The organism is Actinoplanes sp. CA-030573 (genome assembly GCF_050951115.1).
GTDB lineage: Bacteria > Actinomycetota > Actinomycetes > Mycobacteriales > Micromonosporaceae > Actinoplanes.
Genome location: NZ_CP192038.1, coordinates 200001 through 215241 on the forward strand (window position 1 = coordinate 200001; position 15241 = coordinate 215241).

9 protein-coding genes, 1 tRNA gene and 2 rRNA genes (1 of these 12 running past the window's edge) are annotated in these 15241 nt (G+C 69.4%); 4 read left to right on the plus strand and 8 right to left on the minus strand.

Annotation, left to right across the window (positions count from 1 at the left end; genetic code table 11):
- From ACQP2F_RS00985 to ACQP2F_RS00995, 3 genes are all read left to right on the plus strand, one after another.
- Positions 1–1063, plus strand: a 23S ribosomal RNA gene (locus ACQP2F_RS00985); it begins 2051 nt to the left of the window's first position.
- 101 nt (positions 1064–1164) lie between these two features.
- Positions 1165–1281, plus strand: a 5S ribosomal RNA gene (rrf, locus tag ACQP2F_RS00990).
- 107 nt (positions 1282–1388) lie between these two features.
- The gene (locus tag ACQP2F_RS00995; RefSeq protein WP_433299800.1) at positions 1389–2339 is read left to right on the plus strand and encodes a nucleoside hydrolase; all 951 of its coding nucleotides are present in this window, start codon (positions 1389–1391) and stop codon (positions 2337–2339) included.
- A 226-nt stretch (positions 2340–2565) separates the two neighbouring features.
- Here ACQP2F_RS00995 and ACQP2F_RS01000 read toward each other — a convergent pair whose 3' ends face one another.
- Positions 2566–5493, minus strand: a complete 2928-nt coding sequence (locus tag ACQP2F_RS01000) for a hypothetical protein (protein ID WP_433299801.1) — start codon at positions 5491–5493, stop codon at positions 2566–2568.
- A gap of 225 nt (positions 5494–5718) precedes the next feature.
- Between ACQP2F_RS01000 and ACQP2F_RS01005 the strand changes: the two genes are divergently transcribed.
- Positions 5719–7776 (plus strand): ATP-binding protein, encoded by a 2058-nt coding sequence (locus tag ACQP2F_RS01005; protein WP_433299802.1) that lies wholly within the window; start codon positions 5719–5721, stop codon positions 7774–7776.
- A gap of 419 nt (positions 7777–8195) precedes the next feature.
- Here ACQP2F_RS01005 and ACQP2F_RS01010 read toward each other — a convergent pair whose 3' ends face one another.
- From ACQP2F_RS01010 to ACQP2F_RS01040, 7 genes are all read right to left on the minus strand, one after another.
- Positions 8196–8624, minus strand: a complete 429-nt coding sequence (locus ACQP2F_RS01010; protein ID WP_203851570.1) for a pyridoxamine 5'-phosphate oxidase family protein — start codon at positions 8622–8624, stop codon at positions 8196–8198.
- 1177 nt (positions 8625–9801) lie between these two features.
- Positions 9802–9873 (minus strand) — tRNA-Lys (locus ACQP2F_RS01015).
- 78 nt (positions 9874–9951) lie between these two features.
- Positions 9952–11109 carry a glycosyltransferase gene (locus tag ACQP2F_RS01020; RefSeq protein ID WP_433299803.1) on the minus strand — a complete coding sequence of 386 codons (1158 nt, stop codon included), beginning with the start codon at positions 11107–11109 and terminating at the stop codon, positions 9952–9954.
- A complete protein-coding gene (locus tag ACQP2F_RS01025) occupies positions 11106–12239 on the minus strand; it encodes a glycosyltransferase family 4 protein (protein ID WP_433299804.1) in 1134 nt (377 codons plus the stop codon). The genes ACQP2F_RS01020 and ACQP2F_RS01025 overlap by 4 nt, the downstream gene beginning before the upstream one ends.
- A 74-nt stretch (positions 12240–12313) precedes the next feature.
- Positions 12314–12994, minus strand: coding sequence for an MBL fold metallo-hydrolase (locus ACQP2F_RS01030; RefSeq protein WP_433299805.1), 681 nt, complete (start codon positions 12992–12994; stop codon positions 12314–12316).
- Positions 12995–13039: 45 nt separating this feature from the next.
- Positions 13040–13576 carry a hypothetical protein gene (locus ACQP2F_RS01035; protein ID WP_433299806.1) on the minus strand — a complete coding sequence of 179 codons (537 nt, stop codon included), beginning with the start codon at positions 13574–13576 and terminating at the stop codon, positions 13040–13042.
- A 356-nt stretch (positions 13577–13932) separates the two neighbouring features.
- A complete protein-coding gene (locus ACQP2F_RS01040; RefSeq protein WP_433299807.1) occupies positions 13933–15240 on the minus strand; it encodes an MFS transporter in 1308 nt (435 codons plus the stop codon).
- Position 15241: the final 1 nt, after the last annotated feature.

The window sequence follows — 15241 nt, forward strand, 5'->3', positions numbered from 1 at the left end:
CTGGAACGTTAAGGGGACCTGTTAGTCCGTAAGGGCGAAGCGGAGAACTTAAGCGCCAGTAAACGGCGGTGGTAACTATAACCATCCTAAGGTAGCGAAATTCCTTGTCGGGTAAGTTCCGACCTGCACGAATGGCGTAACGACTTCCCCACTGTCTCAACCACAGGCCCGGCGAAATTGCAGTACGAGTAAAGATGCTCGTTACGCGCGGCAGGACGGAAAGACCCCGGGACCTTTACTATAGCTTGACATTGGTATCCGAATTTAATTGTGTAGGATAGGTGGGAGCCGGTGAAGCTCGGACGCCAGTTCGGGTGGAGGCATTGTTGAAATACCACTCTGTTGGGTTTGGGTATCTAACTTGCGGCCCTGATCGGGTCGAGGGACAGTGTCTGGTGGGTAGTTTAACTGGGGCGGTTGCCTCCTAAAGGGTAACGGAGGCGCCCAAAGGTTCCCTCAGCCTGGTTGGCAATCAGGTGTTGAGTGTAAGTGCACAAGGGAGCTTGACTGTGAGACTGACAGGTCGAGCAGGGACGAAAGTCGGGACTAGTGATCCGGCACTTGCGTGTGGAAGCGGTGTCGCTCAACGGATAAAAGGTACCCCGGGGATAACAGGCTGATCTTCCCCAAGAGTCCATATCGACGGGATGGTTTGGCACCTCGATGTCGGCTCGTCGCATCCTGGGGCTGTAGCAGGTCCCAAGGGTTGGGCTGTTCGCCCATTAAAGCGGTACGCGAGCTGGGTTTAGAACGTCGTGAGACAGTTCGGTCCCTATCCGCCGTGCGCGTTGGATACTTGAGAAGGGCTGTCCCTAGTACGAGAGGACCGGGACGGACGAACCTCTGGTGTGCCAGTTGTCCCGCCAGGGGCACGGCTGGTTAGCTACGTTCGGAAGGGATAACCGCTGAAAGCATCTAAGCGGGAAGCTCGCTTCGAGATGAGGTATCCCACCCCCTTTGAGGGGGTAAGGCTCCCAGCCAGACGACTGGGTTGATAGGCCGGAAATGTAAGCCAGGTAACTGGTTCAGTTGACCGGTACTAATAAGCCGAGGGCTTAACCACACCTAAACTTTATGCTCAACGCGTCCACTGTGTGATTCACAGCAAACGAACAACCACCCAACACACGTGTTGGTTGCTGGTTTTCTGCTGCTGGCTGCTGTTTCGGTGGTCATAGCGGAGGGGAAACGCCCGGTCTCATTCCGAACCCGGAAGCTAAGCCCTCCAGCGCCGATGGTACTGCACTCGGGAGGGTGTGGGAGAGTAGGACGCCGCCGGACTCAACATACGAAAGGCCCACCCTTCCGGGGTGGGCCTTTCGTCGTTTATTGGGCCTATCGTCGTGGGGATGACGGACTCTTCACGAGACGATCGGCAAGCGGTTCCGGTGATCCTGGATTGCGATCCGGGGCATGACGACGCGCTGGCGCTGCTGCTGGCGGTGGGCGACCCGCGGGTACGGCTTCTCGGCGTCACGACGGTGGCCGGCAACCAAACGCTCGACAAGACGACCCGGAACGCGCTGAAGGTGCTGGCGCTGGCCGGTGTCGGCGGCGAGCTCCCGGTCGCGGCCGGCTGCGACCGGCCGCTGGTGGGCCAGTTGGTCGTGGCCGAGGACATCCATGGCGCCTCCGGGCTGGACGGGCCCGAGCTCGAGCTGCCGGTCGGCCCGGTCGCCACCGTGCACGCGGTCGAGCTGATGCGGCGGCTGATCACCGGATCGCCGGAGCCGGTGACCCTGGTCGCCACCGGGCCGCTCACCAACGTCGCCCTGTTGCTGCGCTGTCATCCCGAGGTGCTGCCCCGGGTGCGACGGGTGGTCTTCATGGGCGGGTCCACCGAGCGGGGCAACACCACCCCGTACGGCGAATTCAATGTCGTCACCGATCCCGAAGCCGCCGATATCGTGCTGCGCTCCGGCCTGCCGACCACGATGATCGGCCTGAACGTCACCCACCGGGCGCTGGCGACCACCGAGATCATCGGTGAGTTCCGGAGCATGGGCACGCGCCTGGGTGCGATCTGTGCCGACCTGATGACATTCTTCGCCGGCACGTATCGGCGCGAGTTCGGTTTCGAGCACCCGCCCGTCCACGATCCGATTGCCGTGGCCGCCGTGATCAACCCCGCTGTCGTCGAGACGTTCGCGGCCCCGGTGTCCGTCGAGCTGGGCGGCACCCACACGCGCGGCGCCACCGTGGTGGACCTGCACGGCCGCACCGGCCGGGCCCCGAACGCCGATGTGGCGGTGTCCCTCGACGTCCAGGCGTTCTGGCGCCTGCTGATGACCGCGGTGCGAGCCCTGGGCGCAGCGTCAACCCAACCGGCGCGGCGGTGAGCGGCCCGGCGGTGTGCGGCGCGGCGACGGTGAGCGGCCCGGCGGCGGACGGCGCGGCGGTGAGCAGCTCTGCGGTGAGCGGCGCGGCGGTGAGCAGCTCCGCGGTGAGCGGCGCCGCGTGCAGCCCACCCTCGTCGGCGCTCGCGGCCGCGAGAGGCGCGATCGGGAAAGCGACGCGGCCTGGCCGGAGGTCCGGCCGGGCCGCGATACGGGGTTCCGCGTCGGCTCAGCCGGCGCAGTTCGCGTATTGGTAGGCGACGCTTCCGCCGGCGTCACCGGGTTCGGCGTGGGCGAAAGCGTAGATGGTGATCGGTCCGGCCGACGGCGTGAAAGTGACCTGTGCGGTAGCGGTGGAGTCGGCCGTGACCGTGCCGTCGGTGATGAGGCCGTCGCCGCCCTCGACCGCGTAGTGGAACGAGTCGACGTGGCTGAGGCCGCCGTGCATGGTGAACGTGACCGGCTGGCCGGCCGTGCATTCGCCGATGGTCACCTCGGGCGCGCTGCCTACGTAGATGTGCCACTCCCGCACCGGGGAAAGCGTGCCGTCCTCGTACCGCGCCCGCACGTTGAGGGTGTTGTCGCCCTCGTGCGTGGGCCGGAAGCCGGCCACGCCCGCGCCGGTGGCGTCGGCCGGCGTCGTCACCGCCGGGCCGCCGTCGACCTGCCACACGTACGCGCTGACGCCCTTGTCCACCGTGCTGGTGAAGGTGAGATCGCCGCCCACGTCGACGCCCGCCCAGGTGTCGGCGCCGTACTGGCTGGTCACGCCGATGTCCTGGGTGACCGGGACGAACTGGTAGTGCCGCGCGGTGCTGACCGTGCCGTCGGCCGCGACGCTCGAGACCATCAGGTCGACGAGCCCGTTGTCGGCGGGGGTGAAGGTGGCCTTGGCGGTACCGTCCGCGCCGGCCGCCGCGGCCCGGATGTCGCCGCCGTTCACCGTGTAGCGGTAGCTCGCCACGCCGGACCGGCCGGGTGTGAAGGCGAGCGTGTCGGTCAGGCCGACGACCGGGGTACCGCCGTACGGCGAGGTCGCGGCGACGAACGGCGCGTCGAGCACGTCGATGGTGACGGTACGCGTCGGCGTCGTCGTCCCGTCGTCGAACTGCGCCCGGACCGCGATCGTCATCGGCCCGCTGTGCGCGGGCGTCACCTGGATGGACGTCGACCAGTCACCGGGCGTCGCGTCCTGCTCGGGGCCGCCGTCGATGCTGTAGACGAAGTGGAACGGGTCCCACCGGTCGAGCGCGAAGTAGACGGTGAAGGGCACGCCCACGCCGTCCGTGCGCGGGTCGGCGTCGGTGTTGATGTCGGTCGTCACGGTCGGGCGGGGGTCGGTGATCGTGAACGGGTACTGCGTCGCGGTCGAGGTGGCGCCGTCCTCCCGCACCGACGAGACCGTGAGGTTGTAGTAACCGCCGGTCTCGGCCGTCCAGTCGAGCACCGCGGTGCCGTCGGCCGCGGCGTCGATCCGCTTCTGCTTGCCGTCGCCGAAGTCATAGACGTACGCGACGACGCCGTTCTCGCGCGGGCGGAACGTGAAACTGCCGCTCGTCCCGTACGGCTGATCCCTGTCCCAGCCGAACACGTCCGAGCTCACGTCGGGTGCGTCGCTGACGCTGACCTGCTGGGTCTGCTCGCCGACCAGCTTCTTGCCGTTGAAGGCGCGGATGCGCAGGCTGAAGTAGCCGGCCCGGGGGAAGACGATCGTGGCGACGGCGGTGTTTCCGGTGGCCGCCACCCGGACCTCGTCCTCGCCCGGAATCGGGACGCCGTAACCATCTTCGAGCAGGTACGTGTACGAGGTGACGGTCAGCCCCGACGCGGCAGTGAGCTTCACGGGGCTGTCGACGCCGACGCCGTTCACGGTGATCTGGGCGTACGGGCCGGTGCGCCGCACGACGTACGCGTAATCGGTTGTCGCGCCGCGGTTGCCGGCGCCGTCGATCGCCGTGACGTGCAAGGTGTCGCTGCCGCCGTAGCGCGGCGTGACCGTCACGCGCGCCTTGCCGCCCGGGTGGTTGGTCGTCACCCGGGCCGGGACCTTGGCGTAGAAGTCGTCGCTCAGAGCGAACGCCACGGTGTCCCGGTCGCCGGCCGCGTCGAGCACGAACGTGCCGGGCACGCCCTCGCCGCCGGTGCCGACGCCGTCGGTGGACGGGGCGTACCTGGTGGACGTGACGATCGGCTTGGTGGCCGGCGGGGTCTTGTCGACGGTCAGATAGCAGATCCTGCTCCACGCCGACGTGTCCTGGTCGTCGGCCGCCTGCGCCTGCCAGCCCACGACCGTGCCGTCGGCGTAGTCGCTCAGGGTGGTGCTCGCGGCGGCCCGGCCGTCGGAGCCGGCTCGCGACTGGTACGTGGTCCGCTGGCCGGGCTGGTCGACCGGCCACACCGCGAAGGTCACGGAGTCGTAGTCGTTCTCGTCCGCATCGGACACCTTGACCGAGAGCTGCGGGTGCACGGCGGTCGGGTGCTTGGCGAGCGTGCCGCATGCGGTGCCGGAGGCGTAGGCCACCTGCGGCGACGACACCCCGGGTACGGCGTTCGACTGCACGAAGAGCGTCAGCGGCCGGAACGTCCGGGCGACCTCGGCGTCCTTCTCGGCCGAGGCGGCGATCCGCACCTCGAAGCTGAGCGTCTTCTCGTGCCGGGCGAGAGCGGCCTCGATCTGCGCGGTCACATCGGTGCCGACGTACGCGCCGGGGCAGTAGACGCCCTTGCCGAGGGTGGCCCGGCGGACGAGCTCGAGCTCGGCCGGCGCCTTGTGCCAGGTGGTGGTCGCGTTGACCGGCCTGGTCCGGTAGATCTCGACCGGCGCCTGCACGTCGCAGCTCTCGACGGAGGTCTCGCTGGTGTAGAGGTTCACCTGGTGCGGCACGCGGCCGGCCAGACCGCTGATGTCGTACGTGAAGTAGGCCCGGCGGGTGTGCCGGATTCCGGTGCCGTCGTCGAACGTGCCGACGGGCATGTCGCCGGTGGGGTTGAGGGCGGGCGCGTCCGGCTGTCCCGAGTCGGTGTAGGTCCACGCGGTCACGGGCAGGTTGCTGCCGTACGGCGTGGCATGGGCGGCGGTGTTGAATCCGGCGGCCGCGGTGGCGAGGCCGACCGCGGCGGCCGCCGCGATCCGGAGGCCTCGTGCGGAGTTTCTCATCTCGTGCTCCCCGATTGGCCCGCACGAACGCGGGCGAGCGGATCTTAGGTCCACGCATTTACGGGCGGCAATTAGTTAGACAGAGACCCAAATACCGATCACGACGACACGTACGTCCGGTAGATGCCGCTTTCGACCGTATTTGCTACGCCGGAGTCCGCCAATCGGACGACGCGCGCAGCACCCCGCAAATACGGTGGTATCGGACGGAGGAGGGGCGGCGTCGTGGGTGGTGCGCAGGAACCGATTGACTATCGGTCGCTGTTCCGCTGTGTCCCGACGCCGCTGGTGGTGCTCGACCCGCAGCTGCTGATCGTCGACGCCAACGACGCCTATCAGGCGGCGACCATGCGATCCCGGCCGGAGTTGGTGGGTCACCCGATCCTGGAGGCCTTCCCGGAGAACCCCCGCGACCCTTCCGCCCCCGGGGCGGCGAATCTGGGCGCCTCGCTGCGGCGGGTGCTGCGCGACCGGGTGACCGACGTGATGGCGCTGCACAAATACGACATCCCGCAAGTCGGCGGCGGCTTCGAGGCCCGCTGGTGGGCACCGGTCAGCGTGCCGGTCCTGAACTCCCGCGGCGAGGTGACGCACATCGTGCACCGGGCGGAGGACGTCACCGCGTACGTGCAGGCACAGCAGGAGAAAGATCTGTCGCGCCCGCAAACGGGCGAGCCGCAGGCGCCGGCCCGGCACCGGGAGGCCGAGCCCTTCGCGCACCAAGCGCTGTGGGAGCAGCGCCAGACCCTCCAGGACCTGGCCGACAGCCTGGACACCGTGGTGATCGGGTGTGATGTCGAGGGCCGGCCGGTGGTGTACAACGAGGCCGCGCGCGCTCTGGTCGCCGGCCGGATCGCCGGCGCATCGGCCGACCAGTGGCCGAGCCGGCTGCATCTGTACACGTCGGACGGAAGCCCTCTGTCCGCGGCGGACCACCCGCTGGCCCAGGCCCTGCGCGGCGAGCATGTCCGGGACGCCATGGTCGTCATGCGGAGCCCGGGGACGCCCGTGCGCGTCTTCCGGATGCACGCCCGGCCGGTCGGGCATCGCTCCGGTCTGGCCGCGGTGGTGGCGATGCACGACGTGACGGCGGTGCGCCGTACCGCCCGGCTCAAGGAGTGCGAACTGGAGATCGCCAAGCTGACCGCCGGGCCGGCACCCACCGATGGTGTTCTGGCCCAAGTGGTACGACTGATCGGCGTCATGACCGGCTGGATCGCCACCGAGTTCTGGATCGTCGACGATGTCGCCCACGTCTTACGCCGCAGCACCTGCTGGGCCGGCGACGACCGGTACGCGTGCGAACCGTTGCCCGAGCCGCTGCCGGCGGGTGAGGGAGCGCCGGGCCGGGCGTGGCAGACGAACGAGGCCATCTGGGTCCCGGACGTGCACCGGGGCCCCGACCCGTTCGACGGCGCCGGGCCGGGGCGCGCGGCGCTGGCGATTCCGGTGCCGAGCGGGTCGGACGTACTCGGCGTGCTCGTCTGCTACAGCGACACCACCGAGGTGGCCGACGACACGCGCACCGCGATCCTGACCGGCATCGGCGCCCAGCTCGGTGGGTTCCTCGAGCGCCGGCGCGCGGAAAGCCTCGCCGCCGAGCTCGACCGCACCAAGGACGAGTACATCGCGCTGGTGGGACACGAGCTTCGTACGCCCTTGACCAGCATCCAGGCCTACACCGAGATCCTGGTCGAGGATCCGGAGCTGTCCGAAGAGCATCGCGAGATGCTCGCCGTGATGCACCGCAACGTCGCCGACCTGCACGCGATCGTCGTCACCCTCCTCGACGTGGCCGGCCTGCGCTCCGGCCACCTGGAGCTCGACCGGCACCCGATGAACCTGACCGACGTGGTCCGTGCCGCCACCGACGACGCCCGTGCCCGAGCCGACGGGCGCGTCACCATCGACGTGAACACCACCGACGCCGCGCCCGTCCACGGCGATGCCCGCCGCCTGCGCCAGGTCGTCGACGAACTGGTGAGCAACGCGCTGACGTGGGCGCCGGACGCCTCCACCGTGGGCGTCAACCTGCACGCCGACTCCCACGCCGCGGTGCTGAGCGTCTCCAACACCGGCAAGCGCATCCCGGACGAGGAGCGGGCCCGGCTGTTCGAGCTCTTCTTCCGCGGTCGTGCCGCCCGGCACCAGGGCGTGCCCGGCAAGGGCTTGGGCCTCACCCTGGTCCGTGCCATCGTCGAACTACACGGCGGCACGACCAGCATCAACGACCCTGACGAAGCGGCAACCGTCTTCACCGTGCGCCTACCCACCCGCCGGTAACGCGGTTACGCCGCCCTGGCACGGGCGTGCAGTCCCGTCCCGAGAAGACACCCGCCACCTGGAATGGCTGCACCAGCGACTCGGCGCGAGACTCGCCATCGAACTCCTCGTCCACGGCGGCCTTCGCCTCTTTTATGGTGCTTGGTCCGGATTCCGCCGATGAATCCAGCATTGCCCTGCCGCGTACTAGCAGGTCAGCCGCTACACCACCTAAGGTGACAGGTTCGAGTGGGGGCACTTGCGACGCGGATCCCGGATCCGCGCGGCAAATCCGTCCCAGGTACGGAACATCCGAGCACCCACGGAGCACCCACGGATCCGCTACCGACGCACAACTACGTCGCGACGACGGCGCCGCACCCTGGGTCGTCGACCGAACGGACAGCACTCAATATCCACGGACGATGTCGTCGCGTCATTCACCATTCCGGTCCAAGATCCGAAGAAAGCCAATGCTCGGGACGCATGTGGACAATTACTTGTGTACCGATATGCGTCCGCTCGAACTCTAAGTATTCTTCCACCCTTGCGGCTGGAATGTAGCGCCGCGCCAGTTCCCGCGACCGTTCAGGCGAACCCGGCTCAATGCGCACTACTGGTCCTCGCACCGACACGTACCTGGCCGTCGGCGCACTGCGCTCTACCATCAGGCCGAAGTGGCCCGCCGCGCGGATCGCCTGCGTCTTGCGTGCATCCGGTCCGGTGGCAATCCATAGCTCACCACCTGGCTCGTACTGGTACCAGATGGGAACAGTAAGCGGCGCCCGATCGGGCCGTTCGACTACCGACAGGGCGCCGACGTGCGGCTCGGCAAGAAACGCTTCGCGTTCTTCTCTCGACAACGTCATGGCCGGGACGCTACGCCCAGGGTCTGACAAAACTCTGCCGATCAAGCGCCGCTTGATGAGCGATGCCAGCACCGGCGCTCGGATCTGGCGAGTCGCGCGCCCGCGTCCCGGGCCGCCGTCACGTCGCGTGGACTCGCCTTGCCGCTGTCTCGATGCGCACTCGTGCTGCTCCTTCCTCGAAAGAGTCCCGTAATGCGGGTACCGGGTCGGGCTATGCCGGACGGAGTCCCTCGATGAAGTCCAAGCGGTTTCTGCTCGTCAACAACTCGACCAGGCGCGCTCGGGTCGTTGGTGTAATCACCGGCCCGGGACTTCACGATCAGTCCGCCCCACGTGCTGCGGTGGGACGGCGGGATCCAGCTTGGCGGCACCCTTTCTTTCCGTGACTTCGGGGCGACCTTTCCCGACCTGAAACTCCCTCCGGAATCGGAAACTGTCGAGCTCGCTAGTTTGTTCAGCTGAACCGATCTCAATGGCGCGGTCACGTGCGACGACAGAGCGGACAGCTTGTTTCCTGGTGGCGCCTCGAATTCCGACACCCTGACGGCCAGCCACGGCGGCTACCGCGCCCTGACCCGAGGCGCGGCAGGCCCGCACCCGCCGTTACCGCCGGCGCCGACCTCAAAACCGTCCAAGACCAACTCGGGCACGCCAGCATTGTGCTCACCGCCAACACCTACACCAGCGTGCTACCCGCCGCCCAGCACAAGGCCGCCGAAGCCACCGCCCGACTCATCCTGACCACCGCCCGAAACGCCCGCGCCAAGATGGCCGCCAAGAACAAACACCCCGACCCGGACCACCACCCCAACCGGGCGACCCGTCCACCGCACCACCGCGAGCTAACACTCCGAACACGGCCAAAACCGCAGGTCAGACAGCCGGAATCACATCCCGCGAGGGTAAAATACGACCAAAACGGTCCAAGCGATAAGGAAGAACCAACAAGCGTCCACATACCACATGGGACGCCCGCCTACCGAGAAACCGCAGGTCATAGAGTGGACCGGACGTTGCACCATGCGGCTGCGGGTCAGCGGGGACGTGCCGGCGTCACCGTGCAGACGGGGCGCAACCGCCGCGCCGCGCGGGGTGTCCGGGGGCTCGGCCCCCGGAGCAGGCATGACGAGTGGTGTTGGCTCGCGCGTTCGGCGAGCAGGCTCCACCCAACCACTCGTGGGCCGCCGGGGACTCGAACCCCGAACCTAAGGATTAAAAGTCCTCAGCTCTGCCATTGAGCTAGCGGCCCGCGATCACAGCGTACCTGCGGCGTTCCCCGATTTTGCTTCGGCGTCGGTCAACGGCGCGTTTCCGCTGGTCGCGGTGGTTATGGGTGGCGTTGGGCGCGGTCTGTTGCGGTGCGAAAGCGGCGCATTCCGACCGCCGCCTCGTGGGCGGCCAGGAAGCCGGCCACCGACGCCGACCACGGGAACTTCTCGGCCTGGGCCCGCGCTCGGGCCCGCCGCTCGTCCTCGGGAACAGCGAGCAAAGAAAGGACCGCTTCCGCGTACGCCGGGCCCTCGCCCGCCGCCGCGCGGCCGGCCGTGCCGATCACCTCGGGCAGCGCGCTCTCCGCGCTGACCACCACCGGGGTGCCGGCGGCCAGTGTCTCCAGCGCGGCCAGGCCGAACGTCTCGACCGGGCCGGGCGCGATCGCCACGTCCACACTGGCCTGCAAGCTCGCCAGCTCGGCCGGATCGCTCACGTGCCCGAGGAAGCGCACCGGCAGCCCCCGCTCGGCGGCCTCGTCCTGCAGCGCCTGCCGCAGTGGTCCGGCACCGGCGACGACGAGCACCGCGCGTACGCCCGCCTGACGGAGAGCCTCGACGGCCGCGAGCGAACGGCGGGGTTTCTTCTCCGGCGAAAGCCGGCCGCAGTGCAGCAGAAGCACGTCGTCGGGGGTCGCCCAGCGCGCGCGCATCGACGGCGAGTGGCGGGACGGCGAGAACCGGTCGAGGTCGACGCCGAGCGGCACGCGCACCACGTTCGGCACGCCGATCCGCTCGAACTCGTTCGCCGCCCACTGCGTCGTGCAGACGATCCGGTCGTGCTCCTGGGCGGTGCGCCGGTTGAGCACGTCACCGATGCGCCGGCCGGACGCCGGGCCGAACAGCCGCAGCAGGCCGTCGAGGCTCTCGTGCGACACCATCATCGACGCCACGCCCTCGCGCCGGGCCCAGCGGCCGAGCCAGCGCAGCGTGGTGCGGTCGGAGATCTCGATGCTGTCCGGCCGCAGCGTGCGCAGCATGGTGGCGAGGCGACGCCGCTCGAGCAGCACCCGGTAACCGCCGACGCCGGGCACCAGCGGGCCGGGCAGCGTGACCACCCGGCCCTGCGGCGTCTGCTCGTCGCGGAACTCGGGCCCGGGGATGACCAGCACCGACTCGTGACCGGCGGCCAGATAGCCGGCGCCGAGATGACGAAGCGCCGTCTTGAGGCCGCCGGACCGGGGGGCGACGAAGTTGGCGACCCGGACGATCCTCACGCGGCCACCGCCATCACCGAGTCACCGCACACGGCCTCATAGTGCCCGATCAGCTCCTCGCCGACCGCGGACCAGCTGCGACCGGCGATCGCGATCCGGCCGGCGGCGCCGAACATGGCCCGCTTCGAGGCGTCGGCGGCCAGGTCGCGTACGGCGTCGGTGAAGCCTTTGACTTGGAAAGGCGGCACCAGGTAACCGGTCCGTCCGTGGGTCACGAGATCGACCGGACCGCCCGCGCGCGGCGCCACCACCGGCAGCCCGCTGGCCATCGCCTCCTGCACGGCCTGGCCGAACGTCTCGTACGGTCCGGTGTGGGCGAAGATGTCGAGGCTCGCGTAGATGCGTGCCAACTGGAGGCCGCGCCGCACGCCGAGGAAGGTGGCCCGGGGCAGCGCCTTGCGCAGGGCGGGACCGGCCGGGCCGTCGCCGACGATCACCAGACGTACGCCGGGCAGGCGGCTGACCTCCTCGAGCAGGTCGACCTGCTTCTCCACCGCGAGACGGCCGACGAAGCCGACGACCACCTCGCCGTTCGGGGCCAGCGCGCGCCGCAGTCCGGCGCTGCGGCGGGAGGGATGGAACTGCACGTCGTCGACGCCGCGCCGCCAGAGGTGGATGCGCTCGACACCGTGCGCGCCGAGTGCGGCGCCCGACTCGGTGGAGGGCACGAGCGTGCGGGCGGCCGAGTTGTGCACCGTGCGGATCCAGCGCCAGGCGGCGCCCTCGGTCATGCCGACCTTGTAGGCGCGGGCGTAGGCGGCGACGTCGGTCTGATAGACGGCGACGGCGGGCAGCTTGAGTGACTTGGCGGCCGCGGCGCCCCACGCGCCGAGGAAGAACGGGCTGGCCAGGTGGACGACGTCGGTGCCGTGCGCCTTGAGAGCGCCGGTCATCGTGGGCGTGGGCAGACCCAGCCGGATCTGCGGGTAGCCGGGCATCGGCAGCGAGGCGATCCGCACCACCTCGTAGGGCACGTCGACCCGGGCATCGCGCACCGCCGGCGGCGGCTGCGGCGCGATCACCATCGGCTGGTGCCCGCGACGCATCAGATGTTCGGCCGCTCGCACCACCGAGTGCGCGACCCCGTTGACATCCGGCAGGAAAGACTCCGTGACCAGAGCGACTCGCATACGGTCACGATGATTGGCGCCGATGTCCGAGGCTCAAACAAGACCCAAACGACAAGGGCTTTTGCGCGTACGAGCTAATCGCCGCTCAGCGTGCTCGCGTAGGCGCGGAAGCGCTCGACCGCCCGGGCGCTGATCGCCTGGCCGTGGCCGAAAACCGCGTTCTCGAACGTGTGCGACGCCAGCTTGAGCACGCTGCGGTCGAGGTCGCCGAGATTTTCCGCGGCCGCTCGGGGCGCGCTGCCGACCTCGCCCTTCTTGCCCGCTGCCGCATCGCCCGCGAAGAGCACGCCGCCGGCCCGGTCGAGCAGGTAGGAGACGTGGCCGCGGGTGTGGCCGGGCGTATGCAGGGCGGTGAAGCCCGGGATCGGCTCCGACTCGTCGGTGGTGATCAGCTGGTCGATCTTCGTGGGCTCGGCGCTCATGAACCGGGAGACCAGCCGGACCAGCGCCCGCTTCGGCTCGGCCCGGATCGCGCCGGTGATCACGGGTGCGTCGGCCGCGTGCGCGAAGACCCGCGCGCCGGAGCGGGTGCGCAGATCGGCGACGTTCCCGGTGTGGTCGAAATGGTGATGTGTGAGCAGGATCGTGCGTACGTCACCGATCTGCTTCTTGATGTCGTGCAGCGCCTTGTCGATGCGGGTCGAACGCCGGGGCAGCCCGGTGTCGACGAGCACGACTCCGTCGTCGGTCAGGACCAGATGCACATTGACGAAACCGAGGCTGAGCTCGAAGACGCCGTCGACCACCTCTCGCACCCGGCCATTGTCCAGGACATCCGGGAGAACGCGCCGCCGGTGCTCTCACGCGGGGGCGCCGGCGGCCTTGGCGTCCTGCTCGATCTCGGCCGTGTCCGCCTTGAGCTGCTTCGCCTCGAGCTTCTCCGCCCGCTTCATGGCCCGCTCGACCTTGGCGCCCATGTCCGAGGCCGCCACCACGACGAGACCGGCCTGGCCCTCGTCGAGATATTCGCCCAGCTCCTTGAGGTCATGCCGGCTCATTCCGGCCGCCGCGTGCCCGGCCACGGCCCCCAGGATGGCCCCGCCGCCGGTTGTCGCCGCGAGCAGCCCGCCACCGATCGCCGCGAACGGGAACAGTGCCACCACCAGACCGGTCGCCAGCCCGACCCCGCCGCCGAGCACGCCACCAACCCGCGTCGGCGTCTCGTGCTTCTTGACGATCTTCGTCTTGCCGCCTTCCCGGCGCTCGAGGACCGCCGCGTCGTACGCGTCGATGAGTCCCGCCTCCCGATGCAGTTCCTTGACCAGGTCGTAGTCCGCCTCGGCGGCCGCGACGCTCGGATAGACACCGGCATAAACCATGAACGTATCGAAAGCCATCGTGTCGCCTCCTCGGACGGTGCTGGTGCCGAAAGCGTCTCGTGCGCGGCGCCGCCCGCGCCTCATCCCGGGCAGATGACACGGCCAAGCGGCTGTGGACGAGCCGCGGGAATCGTCGTAGGCGGCCCCTAGAGTTCGGCCCACCCAGTGATCGGGGTGGGGCAGGGTGCGGCGACTGCGGCGAGTGCGGCGGGGTGCGGCGCGGTGGTTGCGGCGCGGTGACGGGCCGCGCGTGTTTCGCCGGTTCCGGCGCGCCTTCCGCGGCTGGCGCGCCTGTTGGCCCGGCCGTTTCTAGGAAGTGGTCGCTAAATCGGCCCGCGATGCGTCCACTTCCTAGAAATGGCCGGCCTACACGTTCAGGACGCCACGGCTGCGGGCGAGGTGGTAGGCGGTGCGGGTGCTGGCGGTGCGGGTGCGGGCGGTGCCGACGACGGCGTGGGCGGCGCGGGATCGGCGAGGAGGGCGGAGGAAGTGGGAGCCGGGCGCGGGAGCAGGGCCAGCGCGAGCAGGCCTGCGGTCAGGTACCCGACGCCCTGCAGGGCTATCACCGGGACTATGCCAGCGTGTGCGGGAAGAACGCCGGCCAAGGCTATGCCGGCCAGCATGGCCGCCGCCTTCAGGGCGGTGATCGCGCCGAAGACGCGGCCTCGGTGGGTGTCCTGTGTGGATTTCTGGAAGACCGTTGTCAGGCCGGCCACGGTCAGCGCGCCGGGTAGGCCGACCAGCACCATGATGAGCAGGGCTGGCCAGAGGGCGGTCAGGAACAGCGGATAGAGGAACAGCGCCAGGTCGAGCAGGCCGAAGACGGCCGCGCCGGCGCCCAGCAGGAGGCGGGGCTCGAAGCGGTGGCCGATCAGGGTGGCGACCATGCCGCCGGCCAGGCCGCCCACCGCCTGGACTGCCATGATCGTGCCGTAGATCTGGTTGCCGCCGTGGAGCACGTCGCGGACGAACGGGGCCATCAGCGTCATCATGATGGCTTCGCCGACGCCGGTGATCAGGGCGAAGACGAGCAGGATCCGCAGCGTACGGGTGGACAGGGCTATCCGCGTACCGTCTCGCCAATCGTTGCGGATGCGCGGAGCGCCCACCCGGACCCACCGATGCCGGATCGCCCCCAGCAGGGCGGCGGCCACCGCGAAGGTGGCCGCGTCGGCCAGCGTGATCAGCCGGATGCCGCCGACCGCGGCCAGCACCCCACCCAGCGCCGCGCCGGTCAGCCGGGCCACGTCGCGCGCCTGGCCGTTCAGCGCGTTCGCGGTGACCAGGTCGCGCCCCTCGACCAGGGCTGGTACCAGCGCGGCCTCGGCCGACGCGAAGCAGACCGCGAGCGAGCTCTGCACCGCCGCCACCGCGTAGACGATCGGCGCCCGCCCGGGCTGGTCGACCAGCAGAAGCGGCAGCAGCGTGCCGGCCAGCAGCACGTTGCAGGCGATCATCGTGCGGCGGCGGTCCCACCGGTCGGCCAGCACGCCCGCGAACGAGCCGAGCGTCACCTGCGGGATCAGCGCCGCCAGGACCATGGCCGCCGACGCGATGGTCGAGCCGGTGAGCACGTAGACCTGGTAGGCCAGGCCGGCGTTGAGGATCCAGTCGCCGGTGAACGAGACGAAGTTCGCGGCGAGCAGGAGCCGGTAGTCGCGGTGGCGGAGTGCCCGTCGCATC